We start from the raw sequence: 21,499 nt of genomic DNA on the forward strand, positions 1-21,499 counted from the left end.
CTTCGTCACTGCGACGAGAACCAAAACACTCCTAAACTTCAACCGCTAATCTGTGCCATAGGCGCTGACGGGGAACACTGCGTCGCAATCATCGGGTGGTACGATTTAGGTTTATTCCCCTCCTGTCGGGAATGGAACGTCTGGACGCGTTATTCCTATCAATAGCGGTCCGGTTGTGCCTGGTTTGCAGAGTGCTCGTACCTTGCTTGAAAGTGAAGAATTCTGCTCAATCAATGGATAGGCAGCCCAAAGTCAATGGGGCCCAAATGACCAGCGAGTTAGCGCATCGATATTCACACTAGCCAGCCAGAGTTAAGTGCCGCCGGATTTCCTTTTGTAGGAGGCTTTATGGAATGACGGGTGTCTTAAAAGGTGGCTTGTTGAAGATTATGCCCAATTTATATCGTTAATTTAATATGTTATGCTATTTTTCTGTGCATCTCGACCGCACCAAACAGGCAAACATGATTAGTTTTGATAATCGTCTTGTTACGGTACCGCAAAGTGCGATGCCTCGGGTCGGCACGACACTCATTTGACTGATGTTGCGCCCAAGTCTGGTTTGCTCACGAGAGCTGCACCAGCCCGCCGGAATTACCTCTCATTAGAACTGAGCAAATCGCAACGCGAGTGCACGTGCAGCGTCAGTGTGTTTCTCAAGCCAGCACCGCTACCACGCAATCCGTCACCGACGCGGCACTTAGTGCGCAGCAAGACAGCGATTCGCAGTATGGCCTCGATTCTCAGTCCCGTTAAGGGCAGCAAGCAGCGTCGAAACTTTCAATTGTTCAACGATTTATCAGCGTATTTTTATTACCATTCCCAACATATTTTTGGCGTATTGCAAAAGAACGCAAGTTCTGACATCCTTTGGTCATGGGCAAAAAACTCCATCTCGTTTGCGAATTAGTCGCAGTGCGTCGATCGGTCGAACATCACCTTGCTGATTGGTTTGACGAATAAACACGTTTTCCTGACTTAGAACCGACCGTTGCTTGAGGCGCAAACTGCGCTTCGATTAGTCTTCAGTCGACATGAACTCATGACAGCCCGAGCTGCATATACGGTCGCTCAGGGTGATCGGGAAATGCTGATGACCACGAACAATACATTTACAACCGCCGCCATCGCAGGCCTTTTGCTAAGCTTCACTTCCTACCCTGCGCTTGCGCAAGCCCAGACTCAGGACAGTTCGATCAACGGGCAGGAAGGGCCAGAGTCAGAGGCTGAAGGCTCTCCAATCATTGTGACCGGCACGCGCATCGAAGGAGTCGATAGCGATGGGGCAGTTCAGGCAATCGAAATAACCCGCGAAGACATTATCGAGTCGGGCGCGGGGACAATCATTGATGTTCTGCAGGGTCTCCCTGTGACTGCGGGCGGCGGAGCGACGTTCTCGACCGCTACCGCAGGGGCATTATCATCGGACACACCGGTGGGCGCTTCTGCCGTATCGCTCCGCGGTCTCGGTGCTTCATCGACTCTAACGCTCATTAATGGTCGGCGGGCGCAAATCAGCGCGTTTGCACGCGGGCAAGAGAGCTTCATTGATGCCAGCTCCATCCCGCTTGCCGCCATTGAAAGAGTAGAAATCTTGCCCTCGGGCGCGTCGGCAATTTATGGTGCTGACGCAGTTGCAGGCGTCGTAAACTATGTGTTGCGCAAAGACTTTGAAGGCTTGGAGCTGTCAGCAAATTACGGCAACTCGACCGCTGGGACAGATGAAGGACGGTATGGCCTGACAGCCGTTGCAGGCGCGAAAATCGGTGATCGCAACAGCGTGATGTTGGTGGTCGACTATTTCAAAAGAAACCCGTTTTTCCTGCGCGATCGCGAAATCAGCGCAAACAGTTTCCGCCCGAGCCAGCAGGGGTTCTTCCCCAGCTTCAATGATTTGTTTTTGCAGATCGAGGATCAGACAGAAGAGCCTGCCGATGGTGGTTGCGCGGCTGAGGATTTTGGCACCGGCAATCTGGGCGAATTCTGCGAAGTTAACACCAACGCTTTTGTATCAGCCAAAGATCGCCTTGAAACGATTGGCGGCCTGTTCACCCATCAATTTGAGATCAATGACAGCCTGACATGGTATAATGACGTTCTGTACCAGCGTGTGACCTCTCGCGGGGTAAGCTCGCCAGCGAACTTCTCCCGCGCTCCGGTCGATCCGGAAAATCCGTTTTGGCCTGCAGCGTTGCAGGAAGACATCGTGATTGAAGGCCAAGCCTTCGATTTCGCGGACTATTTCGGCTTCCCGATTTTTGCATGGGGTAAAATCCCCGAACCAAGGGCCGTGGAGGTTGAGTCCGACAGCTACCGCATAACTTCGGGGCTGCGCGGTGATTTGGCAGGCGACTGGAACTTCGATGCTGCCGTTCTGTTTGGCGGAAATGATCGAACCCAGAGAGGCCTGTCCGGTTTGGTCGTCTCGGAAAACTTTTACGACGCCAATCTTGGTAACGTCTGCACCGATGGCACCCGCGTAAACCGCTGGGACGTTGATCTGGAACGCCCGAGCGCATCATTCGTGGGAGATACATGCGAAGATGTTGGCCTGACCACTCTATGGTACAATCCCTTCGGCGGCCAAACACAGCAATCCGAAGGTATCAACGAATTACTGAACACCACCGCTGAACGGAGCGGGCAATCGCGCCTTTATGCTTTCGATGCGAGTGTGAACGGTACTCTGTTCGATATCCCCTCGGGTCCCGTAAAAGCAGCCTTCGGAGGGGAATTCCGGCGCGAGACGCTCAACGATACGCCATCGGGCACTGCTGTTGCCACGGCAAACAATCCCGAGCCAATTCTGGGCTTTTCTTCTACAAGTGCAAACGCCAAGCGTAACAGCTGGGCACTTTACGGTGAGATGTATATCCCGCTGGCGGATACGCTGGATGTACAATTGGCTGGCCGTTTCGACCATTTCCAAGGCTTCGGTGGTGATTTTAATCCAAAGATCGCAGCACGCTGGCAGGCCGCTGACTGGCTCGCACTGCGCGGCAATTATGCCACGTCTTTCCGTGCACCGTCGCTGGCGCAAAGCGGCGCCGGTGTTCTGCTGTCATCCTACCGAGTGGATTGTGAGGCGACACCAGGGGCCTGCGGCGGAGATCCTACAGAGGACGGCGAATCGCTCCTTTCCGAAGATGTCGGAAATCCGGCTTTGGGGGCTGAAAATGCACGGAGTTTTGGGGGCGGAATTTTGTTGACGCCGACTTCGGATATCGAGTTTCGAGTTGATTACTGGAATATTCGCCATGAAGATCTGGTCGGAATCGATGAAGACGACTTTATCCGGCGCGCTTTGGCGGGAGAGTTTCTGGTTGCGGATTCAGGGGGGCTGCCGACCGGCACTCCCGGGCTTGAGGTAACCAATGGTTTTGTCACCGATGCACATTTCCAGATTACCAATCTGGGATTCCAGAAAACCGATGGGATCGACATGTCCTACACCCATTATTTTCCTGAAGGGAATTTGGGCCGGTTCACATTGCTGTTCGATGCAACGAAGTATTTCAACTTTGACCGGCAGGCCTCTCCGGCAAGCCCGTTGGAACAGCTGGCGGGCGACTATCTCTATCCAGAATTCATCGCCTCCAGCAGAATACGCTGGCGGAAGGATGATTGGCGCGCCTCGTTAAGCGGTCGCTATACCAGTGGATACCGTGATGATCCGTCCAATCGCACGCTCACAGCCCTTGGGTTGCCAGTGGACGAAGAATATCGCGTAGACAGCTATGTCACTTTCGATCTCAGCCTCAGCTACGATTTTGCAGAAGACAGCTTCATCCAGCTGACCGTTCGGAACTTGTTGGATCAAGACCCGCCTCGCGTCTTGGGGTCAGGATCAAACGTCGATTTATTCAACCACGATCTGATCGGACGCTATGCAACGATCAGAGTCACAAAGAGGTTTTGAATAAATAAGCGCAGAGCTAGGCCGTGGTAGGGTGCAAAGTCTGACCACGGCCGTTTTGCAGGAGAGGTACAAATGCCGGATAGCGAAAATCCCGACTGGACCGGCAAGCAGCCTTGGCGAGTACCCGACACTTTGTTGATTCTACTATCGCTGGCGCTGCTCGCATGGCTGGCAACTTTTGTTTTTATTCCAGGCAAGTTTGAACTGGCGGGCGATCCGGCACGCATTGTCGGCGGCAGTTTTGCATCAGCGCCAGGACCAATGCCTGCACCCGTGTTCGGGGACGCAGAGCGCACCGGCTTGCTCGATTTCCTGTTCGCAGGACTGGTAACAGGTGACCGATATTCAGCGACGATTGGGTTGCTGGCGTTCATTCTGATCCTGGGCGGCGTCTTCGGAATGATCATGAAAACCCGCGCTATCGACGCAGCTCTGATCGCATCGCTACCTGATGGTAAGGCCAGCAATGAATGGCTGGTCGTATCGCTATTTATCGCCTTCTCTCTCGGCGGGGCTGTGTTCGGCATGAGCGAAGAAGCTATCGCGCTTACATTGGTACTTGCGCCCGCGCTTTCTCGTGCAGGATATGATGCGATTACGTCTCTCGTGGTCTGCTACGGTGCGACGCAAATTGGCTTTGCAACCAGCTGGATGAATCCGTTCAGCGTGATTGTGGCGCAAAGTATTGCCGGTTTGCCGCCTATGTCAGGAATGGGATTGCGGATAGCAATCTGGGCGCTTTTCACGTTGGCAGGCGCGGTATTCTTATGGAGATACGCGCGAACTACACGGCTGGGGAACGTTAGGAACAGCGCAGCCTCTCACATTGTTACGAATTCGTCGGAAACCGTCGTCAGTTTCTCGGCGGCGCATGCAGCAATCCTAGCGGTTGTGTCTGCTGGAATTGGCTGGGTCGCCTGGGGAGTGGCGACACAAGGATATTATTTGGCAGAGATCGCCGCACAGTTTTTTGCAGTCGGCCTAATCGTCGCCTTTATGGCTTGGTTGGCCAAATTGCCTGGCTGCAACCTCAACGCGTTGGCCAAAGCGTTTCAAGACGGGGCCGCGCAATTGCTGCCCGCTGCATTGGTTGTCGCTGCTGCGAAGGGCATCGTTCTGCTGCTGGGAGGAGATGATCCGGCTGGCTATTCATTACTCAATACCTTGCTGGATAGCGCTGCCGCGATCACAGCGGCAGCGCCGCAATGGCTGACCGCCTGGACTATGTTTATTGCACAAGGGGTCACCAATCTGTTCATCGTATCGGGCTCCGGCCAAGCCAGTGTGACCATGCCGCTTATGGCACCGCTCGCGGATTTGTCCGGGGTGGAGCGTCAGGTGGCGGTTCTCGCATTTCAACTCGGGGATGGCCTGATGAATCTGGTTGTTCCCACATCTGCAGCGCTGATGGGCTGCTTGGCTGCCGCACGCGTTGATTATGTCGATTGGTTGCGTTTCGCATGGAAGCCGATGCTGGTGCTGATGGCCATGGCATCCGCAATCATGCTCGCAGCGCAAATAGGGGGATATTCCTGATGGGTCAGTCTTTCACCAAGGCAGGACGCTTGCTGGCCGTCACTATCGGATTGGCGCTGGCATTGACTTCTGCAACAGCAGCACCAGCCGATGCTCATGAAATGGCACAGAACGACACAAGGGCCAACGCACAGGCCAAAGCAGGCCAATTGATAATTGTCGGTGGTGGGCTTGATCCCACAAATGCAGCAATCTTCAAGGCTCTTCTGGATGCACGGCCAGCGGGTAAAAAGACGGTAGCAATCATCCCCGCAGCCTCTGGTAGTCCCGCAGGGTCAGCCAAGCGTTTTGCCGAAAACTTGCAACGGCATGGGCTGGATGAAGACAACATCGTAACCATCCGGCTGGCAGTTAAAGATGACCCCAACACGCGCGGTGTGGATGAAAGCCGCTGGGCGGGAAATGCCGGCCGGAAAAGTGAGATCGCCAAATTGGAGGAAGCCGGGGCGATATGGTTCACGGGTGGTGATCAAGCCCGGATCGTGCAATCGCTTCTTAACAGTGACGGTAGCGAAACGCCGATGCTGGCCGCAATCCACCACCATCATGCCACAGGAACGGCGATCGGCGGAACTTCGGCCGGTGCAGCGATGATGAGCACAATGATGCTGCTGCAGGGCGATACACCAGGGGCTCTATTGCCCGATGGCAGCGGGGAGAAGCTCGCGCTTGGTCGCGGATTAGGATTCTTTCGCCATGGGCTGGTGGATCAGCATTTTGGCGAACGGGCGCGCCTGGGCCGTTTGGCATTAGCACTTGGCATGATACCGGCTGTGAAGCGCATTGGCTTCGGCATTGATGAAGACACTGCGTTCATCATCGATCACGCGACTATGCGCGGCACAGTCGCCGGCAGCGGCTACGTCACAATCCTTGATGCACGATCCGCCCGCTTCGACATCGGCAAGCGCATTGGTATATCCGGATTGACCGTCGGAATTGCGAGCAGCGGAGACTCGGTCAATCTGTCGCTTAGCTCCATATCGTCGGCGGATTACAAACGGTCTGTAATTGGCCGGGAATATTTTGATCGCCCACAGGTTGTAGGTGGCGGGATGGCCGTTTCCGGAACATCGTTGGCAGAAGTCATCGGCGAGGGCCTGGTCGATAACAAAGCAGCCGACAGCACTGAAAAACTGTCTTTCATAAGCGAATATGGCCTCAATTATCAATTCGGCCAGACTGACAAAAGTCAAGGATGGTGGGGCCGAGATGCTTCAGGCACAGCTCGATACACCGTGACGAATGTGGCTTTTGACATTGTCCCTGTACGCGTCACCGTGAAGAAGGAAATCACGCAATGAGTGTTCTGTACCGCATTGTCATCCACGGCGGTGCCGGTGTTTCGCTAGGCCGCGATTATGGAGAAGTTGAAAGCCACCTCGCGGTCGTCATCCAGCAGTGTTCAGACAAGCTTGAAAATGGTGAAACTGCCTTGGCAACGGTCGAATTTGCGGTTGCTGCGTTAGAGACCAGCGGATTGTATGTAGCCGGGCGCGGATCAGCCCCGAACAGTTCAGGCATGGTCGAATGCGATGCCTCAATAATGGACGGTGCGCAGAACCGGGCTGGCGGTGTTTGCGCGGTACGCGATCTGGTCAATCCTATATCGGCTGCTCGCCTGGTATTGGAACAAACGCCTTACAGCCTTCTTGCAGGTGAAGGCGCGCGTGCGTTTGCCATAGAAAACGGGTGCGACCGTGTAGCAGACCCTGACACCTATTACCGTTTGCCCGTCGGCGTACTTGCCGATGAACTGCTGCACCCGGAACTCACCTTATCGCACGGCACGGTCGGCGCAGTCGCTCTTGATCGCGAAGGCCGGCTGGCATCAGCAACGTCAACCGGTGGATTATTTGGTAAGCTGGCTGGCCGCGTAGGCGATACGCCTCTGATAGGTATTGGAACCTGGGCGGACGAAAATGTCGCAATCAGTTGCACTGGCATAGGAGAAGCGTTCATCTCTGCAGGCGGCGCTCGCGATATTATCGCCCGGATGACGTATGGCAAAGAGACGCTGGAAAGCGCCGCTGACAATATGCTGCAAGCTGTCGCCGAAAATGAAGGCGACGGCGGCTTGATCGCCCTCGACCGAGAGGGGCGCTTTGTTATGCCTTTTAATTCAGACGGAATGAAACGCGCCTGTGCAGGGGATGGCCTAAAGACGGTTGTAGCAATTACTTGAATATGATGGGCCCGCTGTTACGCGCGAAGTAAAGCTGCACGACCGCACCAAACTAGTGCTCAAAAGAAGCTCTGAGTTCTAATCGGCTGTTTGCGCACCAAACAGTCTTGAATGGGCACAGATTCCCAAAGGTCTTGGATCATGCATTACATACAATTGTGCAGAAATGCGGGTTGAGTTTGATCTCGACCCGATCGCCAGCCTTGATAGGGCTCTCGATAGTGGCTTTCGCCAGCCACACTTCCTGACCGGGGCCCTCTACGCGGATCGCAAGGTTTGCGCCGAGTGGATGAATTTCTTGCGCTTTGCAGTTGCCATTCGGGTTAAGTGAAATCCCCATCCCTTCGGGCCGGACCAATGCCTTTCCCCGACCCGGTACGCTGCTCGCCGCCTCAATAGCACCGAACGGCGTTTGCAGTTTGCCGTTCTCGACTGGCCCGTCCCATTCATTGATCTCGCCCAACAGCCGCGCGGCGCTGGCCGATACGGGGTTGAGATACAGCTCAGCCGGTGCGCCGGTTTGCACGATCCGGCCATCGATCATCAACGCAAGCGTATCGGCCATATACATAGCTTCTTCTGCATCATGCGTAACCATCAGTGCAGCTGCACCTTGCGCCGCGATTGCCGCCAGCGCGGTGTCGCGCAGTTCCGCGCGGAGCTTTCCATCAAGGCCGGAGAACGCCTCATCCAGCAGGATCGTGTCAGGTGCCGGTGCCAAAGCGCGAGCCAACGCGATCCGCTGCTGCTCGCCCCCTGATAACATGTGCGGGTAGTCTTCTGCACGCGCCGACAGATGGACCTGCTCGAGCATTGCCAACGCGCGGTCGCGCCGTTCTGCCACGGATCCGCTGCGCAATCCGAATAGCACATTATCGATCACGCTAAGATGCGGGAACAGCGAGAAGTCCTGAAACACCATGCCGATATTGCGGTTTTCGGGCAGCACTAGCGCAGCGCCATCGGTGAGAACACGCGTGTCTGACTCGATGGTCCCGCTATTGAGGTCCTCTAATCCCGCAATCGCGCGTAGCAAGGTCGATTTACCCGCACCTGAGGGACCGAGGATTGCCGTCACACTGCCCTGCCGCAATGTCAGATCGACATTATCGAGAACCTTCTTTCCGCCGCGCAGCTTCGTTAGGCCGGTCGCGCGAAGTGTGGGAGTGGTCATGGTTGGCCTCTCTCAGAAAGCCAGCCGATGAGCAACATCACCGGCACACCCAAGCCTACCAAAATCAGCGAGGGTAATGCCGCCTGCGCCAGACGCTCGTCAGAGGCGAAATGGTGCGCGCTGATCGCGAGCGTTTCGAAATCAAGCGGGCGCAGGATCATCGTGGCGGGCAGCTCCTTCATAACCTCAATGAACACCAACGCCGCAGCGGTGATCATTCCGCTTGAAGCCAGCGGCAAGTGAATGCGGCGGATCACTTCGAACCGGCTCGCACCAAGGGATCGCGCTGCTTGGTCCATACTGGGGGTGATGCGCTGGAAAGCGCTTTCACAGGGCCCAATCGCGGCCGCAGCAAAGCGGGCTTGATACGCAAACAAAAGAGCCAGCAGACCGCCGCCAGAAATCGTCACGGACGCCGCCCACGATATGCCGCTAATTAGGCTTTGTGCCGCACCCAAGATCGCAATGACGCCAAGCGCAGCCACTGCACCCGGCACAGCGTAGCCAGCATGGGCTATCCGCACGGAGATGCGTGCAAGCGTCCCTCCACTGCGCGCTGCATAGGCTGCGCCGACACCGATCAAGATGGCGAGCAGTGCTGATAGCGCGGCGACCGTTAGCGTGCCACTCACCGCTGACCATGGCGATGCTTGGCGCGATGTTTCCAGCGTCAATTGCAGCAAGTGCGCGACCGGTGCGAATAGCCCCAACGTTACCGGAATAAGGCAGAGCAGAAGCGCCAGCAGGCCGCGCTGACCTTGCAATATGACGCGCGGGTTTGGTCTGTGTCGCCCGCCCGCTTGCGCGATGCTTCGCCTCCGCCGGATCCAGCGTTCAAACCCGAAGAACGCCAATGTAAGAATCACCAGTATCAGTGCCATCCGTGCGGCAGCTTCCGGATCGCCGAACGATATCCATGCGCGGATGATGCCAACGGTGAATGTCGGCGAGCCGAGGAAATCGACCGTACCGTAATCAGCCAGCGTCTCCATCGCGACCAACGCCAAGCCCGCCATAATTGCAGGGCGCGCAATCGGTAGTGCCACTTTCCAGAACGCGCGCAACGGACCAGCACCCAATATTCGCGCAGCTTCAAAACTATGGCTTCCTTCGCTTGCAAATGCCTGCCGAGCGAGGAGGAATACATAGGGGTAGAAGCACAGAGAGAATACAAAGCTTGCGCCGGTCACGCCGCTGATTGACGGGAACATCCCGCCAGTAGCTACATTGAGCGGACCACCCGCAGCGCTCATCGACATCCACGCATAGGCCGCGACATAGCTTGGCATCGCAAGTGGTAGCGGCAACAGGACCATCGCCAATCGCCTGCCTGCAAACTCATATCGCGCAGTCAGCCATGCCGTTGGAACCGCCAAGAATGTGGTGCCAATCATAGCAGCCGCAACCAGCAAGACGGAGTTGAGCGAGTACGTGCCCAGCACTGTCTCGAACAGATGGCCGAAATGACCGCCTCCGCCAGCTATGGCCATCGGCACAAGCGCCATCACCGGAAGAGCACAAATTAGTGCTCCGGCGATGCCCGCTACCTTTGGATCAAAGCTCCATCCGCCACGGCTGGGCCAATTAGCGGATGAGGAAAGGCGTTGCGTTATGGCCATCCGGCTTTGTTAAATATTTCCTGTGCTTTGGCTTGGTTCTCACCGAGTTTGCTCAGCGCAATAGGATCGATTTTACGATTATCCAAGCTTTCAAGCGCCGAATTATCATAGGTCACGTTGGTGACCGGATATTCGCTAGTCAGTTCGGCAAAGAACCGCTGCGGTTGCTCAGTCATCGCAAACTCTATGAAGCGCCGCGCCAGTTCCGGATTGGGAGCATGCTTGGCCACACCTGCACCAGATACGTTCAGGTGTATGCCTGGGCCCTCCTCTGGCCAGAACACAGCCAATCCTTGGACCGCGCTCGGGTCTTCCTTCATCAGGCGTGCAAAGTAGTAATGATTGACCAAGGCCACATCGCACTCACCCGCCTTCACCGCTTTGATCTGGTCAGTATCACCGCCCAATGGGTCACGCGCGAAGTTGCTTGCGACACCGGTCGCCCAAGCCTGCGCCTTCTGCTCGCCCCAGCGGTCGATCAGCGCGCCAAGAAGCGAGATATTATATATATTGCCGGAAGCACGGGCGCACACCCGCCCTTTATATGCCGGATCAGCAAGCGTTTCGTAGCCGGTGAGCTGACTGGCTGGTGCACGGTCAGTCGCGTGGACCAGAACACGCGCGCGGCTGGCCAAACCATACCAAAGGCCTTCGGGATGCCGTAGTCCTGCGGGAACGGCCTCATCCAAAGCGCTTGAGCTGAGTGGAGCGAATAGCCCTTCTTGCTCCGCGCGCCAAAGCCGACCGGCATCGACGGTGATGATAACGTCCGCCGGGCTGCGCGCTCCATCGGTCTTCAGCCGTTCTACCAAGAGGTCGCCATCGGCTTCAATCGTTCTGACATCGACGCCGGTTTGCTTTTCAAAGGCTTCGTAAAGCGCGTAGTCGGAATCGTAGTGGCGCGAGGAAAATACCACGAGCGTACCCGCGTCTTCTGCGGAAGCACCATCTCCGCCAGTTTCACTGCAGGCGGCCAGACCGACCAGTAATGGCGCAGTGACCAATAATGCGCTCAGCTTCATTTCGAATCCTTCCAGATGTTCTCAATTCAACTATATCATCACGCTCGCGCGCATTGGCGGAAAGCGCAAGGATACTCGTCAAAGACCGACTCGGTACACTTCTATCGCTATTGCGAAGCACTCGCATTACCCATTGGCCTGATTGGGATATACTGTCAACGCCGATATAGAATATAGTGCTAGTTCGCTTTTCTGCGCTATCCAGCAGCAGCCTTCAGATGATCGCCGAGAATACCCCGCGCAATGACTCGCAAAGCCAGTGTCTCTTCTGCGCCTTCGAATATGGATAGAACACGCGCATCTACGAAATAACGCGATACCGCATATTCCTCAGCATAGCCCATGCCTCCATGGATTTGCACCGCTTCGCGTGTGACATATTCGGCAGAGCGACAAGCAAACAGCTTGGCCAAACTCGCCTCCATCTGTCCGCCGCCAGCATCCATTCGCTTGGCGACGTTATAGGCAAGCGCACGGCTGGCCATGAACCGTGCCGCCATCGTCGCAATCTTGCTTTGAGTCAGTTGATGCTGGCTGAGAGGCTTACCGAAAATCACACGGTCGTTGGCGTATCGGATCGACTCCGATAACGCCGCCATCATCACACCGCTTGCCCGGGCAGCCGTCTGGATACGACCGCCAGTCATGCCGTTCATGGTAAAGTAAAAACCACGACCAAGGCCTGCCTCTTCGCCAAGCACATGCGAATCCGGTACGAAGAAATCCTCATAGGACATCTCGAAACTATGCATTCCGCGATAGCCGATCGTCGCGATTGCCCTGCCCCGCACGCGCCCGCCGCCGCCTTGCTCCAGGTCGAACTCGTGTCCGTCATAGCGCGGCTTCTCCACGAGCAAAATGCTAAGCCCTTTGAAGCCCGGCTCGCTGCCCGTGCGTGCGACAACCATCAGCACATCGGCTTTGCCCGCGAAGGTACACCATGTCTTCGCACCATTGAGCACCCAGCCGCCCTCGACTTTGCTCGCCTTGAGCTTGAGGCTGGCCGCATCAGAGCCATGATCGGGTTCGGTGATCGAGATTGCCGCGAGTGTCTCGCCCGATGCAATGCGTGGTAACCAATCTGCTTTCTGATCCTCGGTGCCGCCTGCCAATATCGCACGAGCTAGAATTTCAGGCCGAGTAATAAGACTACCTCCGGCACCAAGAGAGGCTTCAGAGAGCGCCTCCGTTACCGCGATCATCGTTTGCGTATTCTCACCGCTATCGGGTGCAGAGCCGCCGAATTTTTCCGGAATGGAGAGTCCGAACACACCCATATCCGCCATCTGCCGAAGCAAGCTGTCAGGAATATCGAGATCGCGGCGATGAATCTCCTCTGCCAAAGGCGCGACGGCGTCTCTTGCAAACCGCACGAACATTTCGCGGGCCATGTCGACATCATCATTCGTCGCAATTGCTTTGAACGCGTCGCCGCCCGCACAGACGCGCGCGCCCGCTACGGCAAGCTTGGCTGGTGAGGCGCTTTCAAGAGTTGCGAGATAGTCAGGTGATTGACGGATGCCGTTGATTTTCTCGCTGTGACCCAATTCAGCAGCAATGGCTTCCATGCGGCCCACAGTGCCCGGAAGCGTTTTCCCTGCAAAGACTTGCGCCAGAGCCGCATTCTCGGCCTGTGCTCCGACCGACACTTGTTTCAGAAAGTCGCGCGCAGATTGCAGTTCGGCGGCAGCCAGCGCGAATTCGTAGGACAGGACTTGCTGTGCGTCGAAGCGCTCCTCATCGAGCCTGCCATCGCTTGCGCAAGCTGCGGCGAGCGCCTTGCCCAAATCAGAAAAAATGTGATCTAGCTGGTCAACCAGTCGCAGGCTGGCATCTAAGGAAGCGATCGGCGCAGTTTCATCGGTCATCGCTGCCCCTTTGCCAAGCATTGCAGCACTGGACTAGCCCTAACACGCGAACTCAGGGAACCGGTGCGACCGCGCGACGTTTTATGGCCGGGCTCACAAGGGGATAAAAATCATGGCCAGCGGCAAACGTTCTTTCATCAGTTTGATCATAGTGGGCATCGCCACAATCATTGGTTTGGCCTTTGCGTGGTACGCGGGCACAGGCGGCGTGACGTCCGGCGGCTATTCAGTGATGTTCATCTGCGCTTTGATTGCGTTTGGCGTAAACTGGGCAGTGTTTGTCCCGTCCGCCATTTTCCAAACTGAGAAATACTATGATCTGGTAGGCTCGGTGACTTATCTCTCCGTCATCGCCACAGCCTGCCTACTTTCGGGATCGCTCGATACGCGCGCAATTGTTGCGGCTTCGATGGTGGCGATCTGGTGCATTCGCCTGGGCACATTCCTGTTTAAGCGGATCAACGATAGCGGGCACGATTCGCGCTTCGATCAGATCAAAGTGAACCCGCCACGATTCCTCGTTGCTTGGACGCTGCAAGCATTGTGGGTGATTTTCACCGCGGCCGCTGCGCTCGCGATTATCACCGCGTCGACCCGAGTTCCGCTCGACCTGTTTTTCTGGATTGGCGCAGCGGTATGGCTGGCCGGTTTTGCGGTAGAAGTGATTGCCGACCGTCAAAAAAGCGCATTCCGCAAGGATTCTGAAAATGATGGAAAGTTCATCCAGTCGGGCCTGTGGGCATGGTCCCAGCACCCCAACTATTTCGGCGAAATCGTGCTGTGGGCCGGTATAGCGATTATGGCGATACCAGTGCTCTCCGGCAGCGGGTTTCTGGTGCTCATCTCACCGTTCTTCGTTACGCTGCTTCTGACCAAAATTAGCGGTATTCCCATGCTGGATAAGGCAGCCAAGAAAAAGTGGGGCGATGATCCAGAATATCAGGAATATCGTAAAAATACACCCAAGCTGATTATGCTGCCGCCTGGCAAATAAGTCTGCTAGGGGCGGCCGCCGAAGACGTTCTCGAAGGCACGCCAAGACATGACCGACCATATTCGTATCGCGACGCAAGACCGCGTAACCACCCTGACATTCGCTCGTCCGGAGAAAAAGAACGCGATTACGCAGACGATGTATGCCGCGATGGCAGCAGCGATCACCGAATATGGTGAAAGCGGTGGTGCCCGCGCATTCGTAATCACTGGCGAAGGAGATTACTTCACATCAGGCAACGATCTGCAAGATTTCGCGATGGGTTCCGCTGATGATGGACCGCCCCCGGTGGCAGATTTTCTCGCCGCAATTTCGACCTGCCCTAAACCGATCATTGCGGCCGTAAACGGGCCGGCAATTGGAGTGGGTCTGACCATGCTGTTGCATTGCGATCTGGTTTACGCCGCTGAAGGCGCAACGATGAGTGCGCCCTTCGTGAAGCTGGGTCTAGTGCCCGAGGCGTCTTCTTCGATGTTGCTTCCGGCTGCTGTCGGTATGGCAGTGGCCAACGACGTTTTTATGACCGGTCGTGCCCTAACTGCGATGGAAGCGCTCGATTTTGGTTTGGTTGCACGGGTTTTCGCGGCCGACGCTTTGGCGGATGAAGTCGCACAGATCGCGCTGCATGTTGCGAACTCTGCACCAACCGCGATGAAGCTCAGCAAGTCGCTGATCCGCAATCAGCGCGAAGCTGTGGCCGAGCATATGATGGCTGAGAGCAAGCTCTTCGCACAGCAACTCGCCTCACCCGACTTCGCAGAGAGCGTTGCCGCGATGATGCAGAAACGTCCGGCGGTCTATAAATAAGCGGCTGCTAGGCGTTTTTATCGACAAAGAAGCCAAGGTTGAGCCAGCTCTGCTTGAGGCCGTCCCAACTGGCCTGAGCGGCGTCCAAATCTAGTGCATAGTCGCTGGCGCTTTGGCATAGCGCGTCGGGTGCGCTCTCCCCAGCGAGCATCAGCTCGAGAAAACGATATTGCGGCTCGGTTAGAACCAATGTCCGCGTTAGGAAGTCTTTTCGCACCAAAGCGTAATGACCAATCTCAGCCGGTGGAAATGCCGGATCACCCTCTGCCTTTACGTCGTGATAATAGCGCGCGACGGGGAAACCGTAATCACAGATTGCAAAACAACGCTGAAGCTTCAATCGGTCATCCGGCGTTTCGGTACTTGCAAACGGCTTGCCTTCATGCCCCGGCGCATCAAACATGACGAATATCTGGCGTTCAAATTGCGCCAGATCGATCATGAAATCAATCCAGTTTTCCTTATCTCTATCCTCAGCATCGCGGTCCGGACGGCATGCGGCCAGATGGTCGGCAAAACGTCTCCCTAGGTCATAGAGCGTGTAGCTATCGGGCGGTTTTACCCGAAGGTAATCCAGCGTGAAATCGTTGAACAAGTCAGGGCCGAGCGCATGGCACAATGCCGGGTACTGCTCGCGCATGCAGGTCAATAGGCGGTCGTAATAGCTGCGCTGGTAAATCCCGAGCCGCTCCGCAGCGCTGCCAATTTCAGGCTGATTTACGAACTGATCGGTTGCCGCTGGATCGGTGGATGCAGGCGCAATCAACGCATGTTGCATCCAATTTTGCATCGCTTCGAGCTGATTCGTTGAGGCAGTCATGGCTCCACCAGCACGGTCCGTTCCATTGCATCTGGAATGAGGAAATCGATAGGCGTGGAGTGACCGCCCATGGATGGGGCTGATGGCTTGCTGGTTCGCGATGCCGCTCCACTATCGTTCATATATTCGCGCGCCTTCAGCAATTCGGCATGGCATTCAGCAAAATCTGGAATATTGCCGTCCCACTCCAGCAAAGTCGCAGCGCCTTTGGTTTTGGCCCAAGCCTGCTGGAACAATTTCCAGACGTCCGCGCGGACTGGCTGATCGTGCGTATCAATGATATGGCTTCCGCAATCCTCATGCCCGGCCAAATGCATCTGGACCACGCGGTCGCACGGAAATGCGTCGATATAGGCTGCCGGATCTTCGCTCGCGTTGAAGCAACTGACAAACACATTGTTCACATCCAGCAAGAACCCGCATCCGGTTTCATCGCCCAAATGACGGAAGAACTCCGGCTCAGCCAGAGTCGACTGCTTGAATGTCAGATAGCTGCTAGGATTTTCCAATATGAGCGGGCGTTCAAGATGGTCCTGCACGATCCTAACCCGCTTGATAACGTGAGCCAACGCTTCTTCGGTGAGCGGCAATGGCAAAAGATCATGCGAGTTCGCGCCATTGATACCGGTCCAGCACAGATGGTCACTGACCCACATCGCGTTGGTTTCATCAGCAAGCGCCTTCAGTTTGGCGAGGTAATCAAAATTCAGAGGGTCGCTGCTGCCGATAGACAGCGACACACCGTGCAGTGCAATCGGATAGCGTTCTGCAATCTGGTCCAACACGTGCCGCGGACGCCCGCCTGAATCCATGAAATTCTCGGAAATCGCCTCAAACCAATCGACCTCCGGCCATGTCGCCAAGATGTGGTCGAAATGCACATTGCGCAGCCCCAAACCCAAGCCGGGCATGGGCAGGAACTGCAGCATCTGTCTCGCGGTATTCTGGTCCATCAGAGGGGCTTTACGCCAGCCTTAGGAGCAACCACCAGCACCGCTTGTGCCACTCGATCCGCAAGCGGTCATATTGCTGCGGTTGACGTTGTTGTTTGAGATCCACTGGTATGCTGGACCTTTGCTTTGGAACTCCGCCGGTGCATCACCCAGTTCTCTGGGAAGTTCGCAACCGGCATCGACTTTGCCCATCGACTGCTTGTTGAGCAGTTCCGCCCGCGTCTGCGGCCATACGGTTTCTTCGAAGACCTTACGCGCGCGTTGCCACACGCTTTTGCCGCGATTGGCACCGTCGGTACTGAAGCGCTCCGCATTGATCGGCACCGCACAGGAACCGAGCGAGCGGCAATCATTATGCGCCGGGTTCTCCAACTCTTTCGAAGTGCCATAGAGACCGCAGCCACCCTGATTTTTGCAACTGTTCTGCACATGGCAGGTATGCGCGGGCGTAGTCGCGCAATAGCCCTGCCCCGCACAATCATTTTGGACATGCGCGCCTGTCACCGGATCAAAATGTCCCTCCAGCCCAAATCTGTCAGAGCCTTTGCAGCTGTTCAATCCCATGCAACTATGCAGCGGCAGGCCCTCGGGTTGTGTGCCGACAGTTGTCACAAATGCAGGCGCTTTTGCGTAGGGATACGGCGTTGGCACCGGTTCCCCCGGTCCGCTTTCGGGCTTCTGTTTCAGATGTTCGCGGCCTCTACGAGCTTGAGTCATGTGAAATATTCCCTCTTCTCAATTCAGATCTTTGGTTCAGCAATGCGGTGCGGGTTTGTCGTCATCCCAGAACGCCTTCACATCGGGAAGATGCTGCGGTGCGCCTTGGGCATCGGTGGCCGACAGGGCTTGCTCTACGTAGTAGATGACGCTTTGCGCGGGTTGATCGACTGACGGATCGGAGACGATCAGGGCCTCCGCAGCGGCGATGGCTTTCTTTCCCAATACATTCAATGTGGCGAAGGACCCTTCGCGCGGGCCAAGATGGATATTCTCGAACGTGGGCGCGAAGAATTTGCCTTTGTGCTTGCCGTTATTGATCGGGATGTCGCGCATCGTCTTGATCAGCTTGTCGAGCACCCAGATCATTGAGCGGTGCATGCCTTCATTGAAAAACAGGCGCTGGCTTTGCGGCGGCACCAGATAGAGCGTCTCGGTCAGCACCAGCATATATTGGAACACGCCGTTGCAGAAGTCGGAAATCGGCTGCAGCTCTTCGGGATAGTCAAGCGTGACCGGATTATCCGGATAGTCGATCACGACTTCGGCCAATTCACCAGCACCAATTGTCGGCGCTACCGGCGCAGGAGGTGCAGGATATTTGGGCAATTGCTCATGCAGCCCGCCCGATTCCATATGCGCCTTATATTCTTCCAACTGGGCCTGAATGGTCAGAAACTTGTAATAGTGCGACAGCTCATGCTTTGATGGATCATCCGTTGGCAAATCATGCATATGCGGCTGGGCATAGCCTTCACCCTGGTCGCAGATCGTATCGATCGCGATATAGGCGTCTTCCTTTGCATGAATCGTGACCAGCTCAGTCGCACCAGCGTGGCTGTCGTCCTCATTGGAGTAAATTGCGCCAGCTGCAGCGCTCCCACCTTCGACCGGTTTCGCGTCGGGATTGGCATGGTCTGGCGCGGGTTCCCACGGATCAAACTTGCCTTTGGTGTGCACTGTATCGGTATTGTTGGGCGAGTAGTTGAAGCTCTGAATTTGATGCTCGGCAGGGCCTTTGCGGAAATCCTCGTCCTCGATCCAATTGGTCGCAATAATACAGCGAACATAGGAATAGACCTGACCGATGGTTTTCCAATCATGGTTCTCCGGTACCGCATCCATCGTTTCGGGATATTCAATCTGCAGGAAGTGCCACAGCTGACTGTAGTCCAACTTACCAAGCGGGATGGCAACATCATGCGATCCATCGGCGCCTTCGGGTTGCCACTTGTCGGTCTGGTGATGCGCAGGCAGGACTGTGGGATAGCTATCGGGCGCAAGCTGGTACATTTTCGGCATTTCGCCGAGTGAGTAGAGAATGTTGGCCGAGAGCGACATATGCAGCATCTCTTCAACCGCCACGCTCATGATCATACCGCCGGTTTTGTTCGCGAACACATCGCTCGGGCGCATATTTTCGCCGCTGTGTACGGTGCGGTTGATCGAATAATAGGTGTAGAGATAAATTGGGATCGTCGCGAGTTCGATCTGGACCGCGACTTGAAGCAGCTTCTTCAATTCCGCGAGCGCCGTTTCCCGGTCGAGGCTACTGTTCAACTGATCGATCAGATGCTGTTCTGCCGGTGTGAAACGCGTGATGGGATCATGTTTGTTCATTAGCTACACCCTCTCGTCCGCCGCATGATGCGCACGGTTTTGGACAATCGAAACCCCTCTCCTGACCGGAGTTTGAATTCCACTGCTATGCGACCCGGGTGTTATTATTATTCCGAATTATTCTGTGCTGATTACAGAATTAAAATATCTCAAACCTCTATTCATCAATCCAATTGACGATGTATCACCAGATATGACTAATCGAGATTCACATATTGTATAAAAGGGACATGACCGCATTTATTGCGCCGATTTCTATTTATTTCAAAGCCGCCTTGAGGGGATCAAGCCAAGGCTCGAACGGCAACCATGCGTGCTGCCCAGAGCGGTTGATCGGCTGGCGAACTTGCTCGGAGCTGGCCGTGCGCACAGCACGCTTACTCTTGTGGAATTCAAGGCAAGCTTGTTCTAACGGCAAGCCCAGATAGTCCAGCATCCGCTCGACTTGGCCTTCAAGATCATCAAGCACATTTTCATGCTGCACGCGTAAAACCGCGCCGGGCAGGACTTTGTCCCAATGGTCCATCAGATCGACATAGTCCGCATAGTACCGCCCGACTTCCTCCAAGCCGTAAGTAAATTCCTGCCCTTCGGCAAAAAGCTGTTTGAAACCGGAGAAACAGCAATCCATCGGATCGCGCCGCGCATCGATGATCTTCGCATTGGGCAGGATCAGCTTGATCAGCCCGATATGCCGAAAATTATTGGGCATCTTATCAATGAAGAACGGCGCGCCTTGGCGATGGATACGCGTATTCTCAATGAAGTCTCCACCCATTTTCGCAAGCTGTTCTGCCGTCAGATCATGCAGCACGTGCGGATAGAGTGACTCGCCCGCTTTTCGCCCGCGAAGCCGGTGCGCGAGAGCGAGGATGTTGGGCAGTTCCAGCGTACCATCCACCTGGCTATGTGAAGCGAGAATCTGTTCGAGCAAGGTCGACCCCGCACGTGGCAAACCAAGAATGAAAATCGGATCAGTTGCCGGGTGGCCAGAGCCTTTATGCTTGGCGAAAAGATCCGCTGTGCAAAATTCCGCCTGCTTGCGCAGTTCAGCCTGCATGTCATCCGCATCGTAACGCGTTTGACGGCGCTTTAGCTCGTTGCCCTGATGATAGAACTGAAACGACTGCTCATAATCGCCGCGATCTTCGTAGGCTTTACCAAGCGCAAAGGACAGGTGGACGCGATCCATGAAGGCCAGATCGCCGCGCTCCGCCTGCGCTCGCATTGCTGCTATCTCATCGTCGGAGAACGAGTATGTTTTCAAGTTGGCAAGCGCGTAATAAGCATCTCCGTGATCGGGCTTAGCGGCGAAGGCTCTTTGATACGAAGCGATGGCCTTTTGCTGCGCACCAACAGTCTTCAAAGCGTGCCCGCATGAGGTAAGCGTCGCCGGATCGTTCGGCATCTGTGCTAGTACTTCATCGAATAATTCGAACGCCCGATCATATTCGCCGGTCTGCATGCTCTCAATGGCGAGATGCGATTGGAACAAGGGGTTTGTGGGGTCGAGCGCGTAAAGCGATTCCGCCTCTTGCTTGGAAGCGGCAAATTTCTGGCGGCGGCGCAAGGCGTCAATATAGTCCAGCCTGATCTGGATATTGTCAGGATCGAATGTCCGCGCACTTTCGAGCAGGAACTCGGCGTCATCAAGTATTCCCAACTTAATCCCGATTTGGGCAAGTAACCGCATTCCCTCGCTATGCTTCGGATTCTGCCGCAGGAAGTGGCGGCAGAATTCTTCGGCGCGCAGTAGACGTCCTTCGTGCAAATGATTGGTCGCCGCGAGCAATTCGCGCGGCATAGCCTTGAGACGATCTGCCTGCGCTTGCGCATTGGCTGCCTCTTGAGGACGGTCATTGGCTTTGAACAAATCAGACTGCGCCCGCCAGCTTACCTCCAGCGCTGGATTGAATTGTGTTGCGCGCTGGAATGCAGCAAGTGACTGTGCGGTATCGCCTTTTGCCCGTTCCAAATGGCCAACCTCTTGCCACGCTCTACCATACTCAGGCGACGCAGCATGCAAGCGTTCGAGGTACTCGGTCGCCGCATCGAATTGTCCTTGATAGCGTGCCGCAACTGCTGCCAAATACAACACATCCGTGTCATCCGGTGCCGCCACCAGCATTGCCTCAGCAGCCGCAAGTCCATCAGCAAATTTGCCCGCCTGCAGCAGTTTTTGTGCTCGAGTCAATTGCTCTGCGCGTTGGTCATTCGCGGCGTCGGTATGTTCTGACATCACAGCTTTCCCTGCAGAAAACAACA

15 protein-coding genes are annotated in these 21,499 nt (G+C 55.6%); 6 read left to right on the plus strand and 9 right to left on the minus strand.

The genetic code is table 11. The features are described from left to right. The first annotated feature begins 1,093 nt into the window (after positions 1–1,093). The 4 genes from GRI35_RS00005 to GRI35_RS00020 all read left to right on the plus strand — a co-directional run bounded on the left by GRI35_RS00005 (position 1,094) and on the right by GRI35_RS00020 (position 7,640). Positions 1,094–3,919, plus strand: a complete 2,826-nt coding sequence (locus GRI35_RS00005) for a TonB-dependent receptor plug domain-containing protein (RefSeq protein ID WP_235900073.1) — start codon at positions 1,094–1,096, stop codon at positions 3,917–3,919. 72 nt (positions 3,920–3,991) lie between these two features. After that, the gene (yfcC, locus tag GRI35_RS00010; RefSeq protein ID WP_160612125.1) at positions 3,992–5,455 is read left to right on the plus strand and encodes a putative basic amino acid antiporter YfcC; all 1,464 of its coding nucleotides are present in this window, start codon (positions 3,992–3,994) and stop codon (positions 5,453–5,455) included. Further along, on the plus strand, positions 5,455–6,759 hold the full coding sequence (locus GRI35_RS00015; protein WP_160612126.1) for a cyanophycinase: 1,305 nt from the start codon (positions 5,455–5,457) through the stop codon (positions 6,757–6,759). The genes yfcC and GRI35_RS00015 overlap by 1 nt, the downstream gene beginning before the upstream one ends. Continuing rightward, a complete protein-coding gene (locus GRI35_RS00020; RefSeq protein WP_160612127.1) occupies positions 6,756–7,640 on the plus strand; it encodes an isoaspartyl peptidase/L-asparaginase family protein in 885 nt (294 codons plus the stop codon). The genes GRI35_RS00015 and GRI35_RS00020 overlap by 4 nt, the downstream gene beginning before the upstream one ends. A 139-nt stretch (positions 7,641–7,779) precedes the next feature. On the opposite strand, the gene GRI35_RS00025 is transcribed toward GRI35_RS00020, so the two are convergent. The 4 genes from GRI35_RS00025 to GRI35_RS00040 form a co-directional block, all read right to left on the minus strand. Then, complete coding sequence (locus tag GRI35_RS00025; protein WP_160612128.1) at positions 7,780–8,814, minus strand: ABC transporter ATP-binding protein; 1,035 nt, start codon at positions 8,812–8,814, stop codon at positions 7,780–7,782. Then, entirely contained in the window at positions 8,811–10,433 is a 1,623-nt protein-coding gene (locus tag GRI35_RS00030; RefSeq protein ID WP_160612129.1) for an ABC transporter permease, read from the minus strand. Before GRI35_RS00030 ends, GRI35_RS00025 begins: the two co-directional genes overlap by 4 nt. Further along, on the minus strand, positions 10,424–11,455 hold the full coding sequence (locus GRI35_RS00035; protein WP_160612130.1) for an extracellular solute-binding protein: 1,032 nt from the start codon (positions 11,453–11,455) through the stop codon (positions 10,424–10,426). Before GRI35_RS00035 ends, GRI35_RS00030 begins: the two co-directional genes overlap by 10 nt. 197 nt (positions 11,456–11,652) lie before the next feature. Next, positions 11,653–13,323: an acyl-CoA dehydrogenase family protein gene (locus tag GRI35_RS00040; RefSeq protein WP_160612131.1), complete on the minus strand. Its 1,671-nt coding sequence runs from the start codon at positions 13,321–13,323 to the stop codon at positions 11,653–11,655. Between the two features lie 112 nt (positions 13,324–13,435). Here GRI35_RS00040 and GRI35_RS00045 point away from each other — a divergent pair, with 112 nt between their 5' ends. Next, positions 13,436–14,317 (plus strand): DUF1295 domain-containing protein, encoded by an 882-nt coding sequence (locus tag GRI35_RS00045; protein ID WP_160612132.1) that lies wholly within the window; start codon positions 13,436–13,438, stop codon positions 14,315–14,317. Positions 14,318–14,365: 48 nt separating this feature from the next. After that, the gene (locus GRI35_RS00050; RefSeq protein ID WP_160612133.1) at positions 14,366–15,124 is read left to right on the plus strand and encodes an enoyl-CoA hydratase/isomerase family protein; all 759 of its coding nucleotides are present in this window, start codon (positions 14,366–14,368) and stop codon (positions 15,122–15,124) included. 7 nt (positions 15,125–15,131) lie between these two features. Here GRI35_RS00050 and GRI35_RS00055 read toward each other — a convergent pair whose 3' ends face one another. From GRI35_RS00055 to GRI35_RS00075, 5 genes are all read right to left on the minus strand, one after another. Next, positions 15,132–15,944 carry an HvfC/BufC N-terminal domain-containing protein gene (locus tag GRI35_RS00055; RefSeq protein WP_235900074.1) on the minus strand — a complete coding sequence of 271 codons (813 nt, stop codon included), beginning with the start codon at positions 15,942–15,944 and terminating at the stop codon, positions 15,132–15,134. Then, positions 15,941–16,897: an MNIO family bufferin maturase gene (gene bufB, locus GRI35_RS00060; RefSeq protein ID WP_235900075.1), complete on the minus strand. Its 957-nt coding sequence runs from the start codon at positions 16,895–16,897 to the stop codon at positions 15,941–15,943. Before bufB ends, GRI35_RS00055 begins: the two co-directional genes overlap by 4 nt. Before the next feature lie 21 nt (positions 16,898–16,918). Continuing rightward, entirely contained in the window at positions 16,919–17,614 is a 696-nt protein-coding gene (locus GRI35_RS00065) for a hypothetical protein (protein WP_202390465.1), read from the minus strand. A gap of 36 nt (positions 17,615–17,650) precedes the next feature. Continuing rightward, the gene (locus tag GRI35_RS00070) at positions 17,651–19,234 is read right to left on the minus strand and encodes a ferritin-like domain-containing protein (RefSeq protein WP_160612134.1); all 1,584 of its coding nucleotides are present in this window, start codon (positions 19,232–19,234) and stop codon (positions 17,651–17,653) included. Between the two features lie 259 nt (positions 19,235–19,493). Beyond that, positions 19,494–21,473 (minus strand): tetratricopeptide repeat-containing sulfotransferase family protein, encoded by a 1,980-nt coding sequence (locus GRI35_RS00075; RefSeq protein ID WP_160612135.1) that lies wholly within the window; start codon positions 21,471–21,473, stop codon positions 19,494–19,496. Positions 21,474–21,499: the final 26 nt, after the last annotated feature.

Origin of the sequence: Pontixanthobacter aestiaquae, assembly GCF_009827455.1 — a bacterium.
Lineage (GTDB): Bacteria > Pseudomonadota > Alphaproteobacteria > Sphingomonadales > Sphingomonadaceae > Pontixanthobacter > Pontixanthobacter aestiaquae.

Excerpts from the sequence above, each read along its gene's own strand:
- GRI35_RS00075 (WP_160612135.1), bottom strand. The coding sequence starts at position 21,473 with ATGTCAGAACATACCGACGCCGCGAATGACCAACGCGCAGAGCAATTG.
- GRI35_RS00025 (WP_160612128.1), bottom strand. The coding sequence starts at position 8,814 with ATGACCACTCCCACACTTCGCGCGACCGGCCTAACGAAGCTGCGCGGC.
- yfcC (WP_160612125.1), top strand. The coding sequence starts at position 3,992 with ATGCCGGATAGCGAAAATCCCGACTGGACCGGCAAGCAGCCTTGGCGA.
- GRI35_RS00050 (WP_160612133.1), top strand. The coding sequence starts at position 14,366 with ATGACCGACCATATTCGTATCGCGACGCAAGACCGCGTAACCACCCTG.
- GRI35_RS00065 (WP_202390465.1), bottom strand. The coding sequence starts at position 17,614 with ATGACTCAAGCTCGTAGAGGCCGCGAACATCTGAAACAGAAGCCCGAA.
- GRI35_RS00035 (WP_160612130.1), bottom strand. The coding sequence starts at position 11,455 with ATGAAGCTGAGCGCATTATTGGTCACTGCGCCATTACTGGTCGGTCTG.
- GRI35_RS00005 (WP_235900073.1), top strand. The coding sequence starts at position 1,094 with ATGACCACGAACAATACATTTACAACCGCCGCCATCGCAGGCCTTTTG.
- GRI35_RS00055 (WP_235900074.1), bottom strand. The coding sequence starts at position 15,944 with ATGACTGCCTCAACGAATCAGCTCGAAGCGATGCAAAATTGGATGCAA.
- GRI35_RS00040 (WP_160612131.1), bottom strand. The coding sequence starts at position 13,323 with ATGACCGATGAAACTGCGCCGATCGCTTCCTTAGATGCCAGCCTGCGA.
- GRI35_RS00030 (WP_160612129.1), bottom strand. The coding sequence starts at position 10,433 with ATGGCCATAACGCAACGCCTTTCCTCATCCGCTAATTGGCCCAGCCGT.
- GRI35_RS00045 (WP_160612132.1), top strand. The coding sequence starts at position 13,436 with ATGGCCAGCGGCAAACGTTCTTTCATCAGTTTGATCATAGTGGGCATC.
- GRI35_RS00070 (WP_160612134.1), bottom strand. The coding sequence starts at position 19,234 with ATGAACAAACATGATCCCATCACGCGTTTCACACCGGCAGAACAGCAT.
- bufB (WP_235900075.1), bottom strand. The coding sequence starts at position 16,897 with ATGGACCAGAATACCGCGAGACAGATGCTGCAGTTCCTGCCCATGCCC.
- GRI35_RS00020 (WP_160612127.1), top strand. The coding sequence starts at position 6,756 with ATGAGTGTTCTGTACCGCATTGTCATCCACGGCGGTGCCGGTGTTTCG.
- GRI35_RS00015 (WP_160612126.1), top strand. The coding sequence starts at position 5,455 with ATGGGTCAGTCTTTCACCAAGGCAGGACGCTTGCTGGCCGTCACTATC.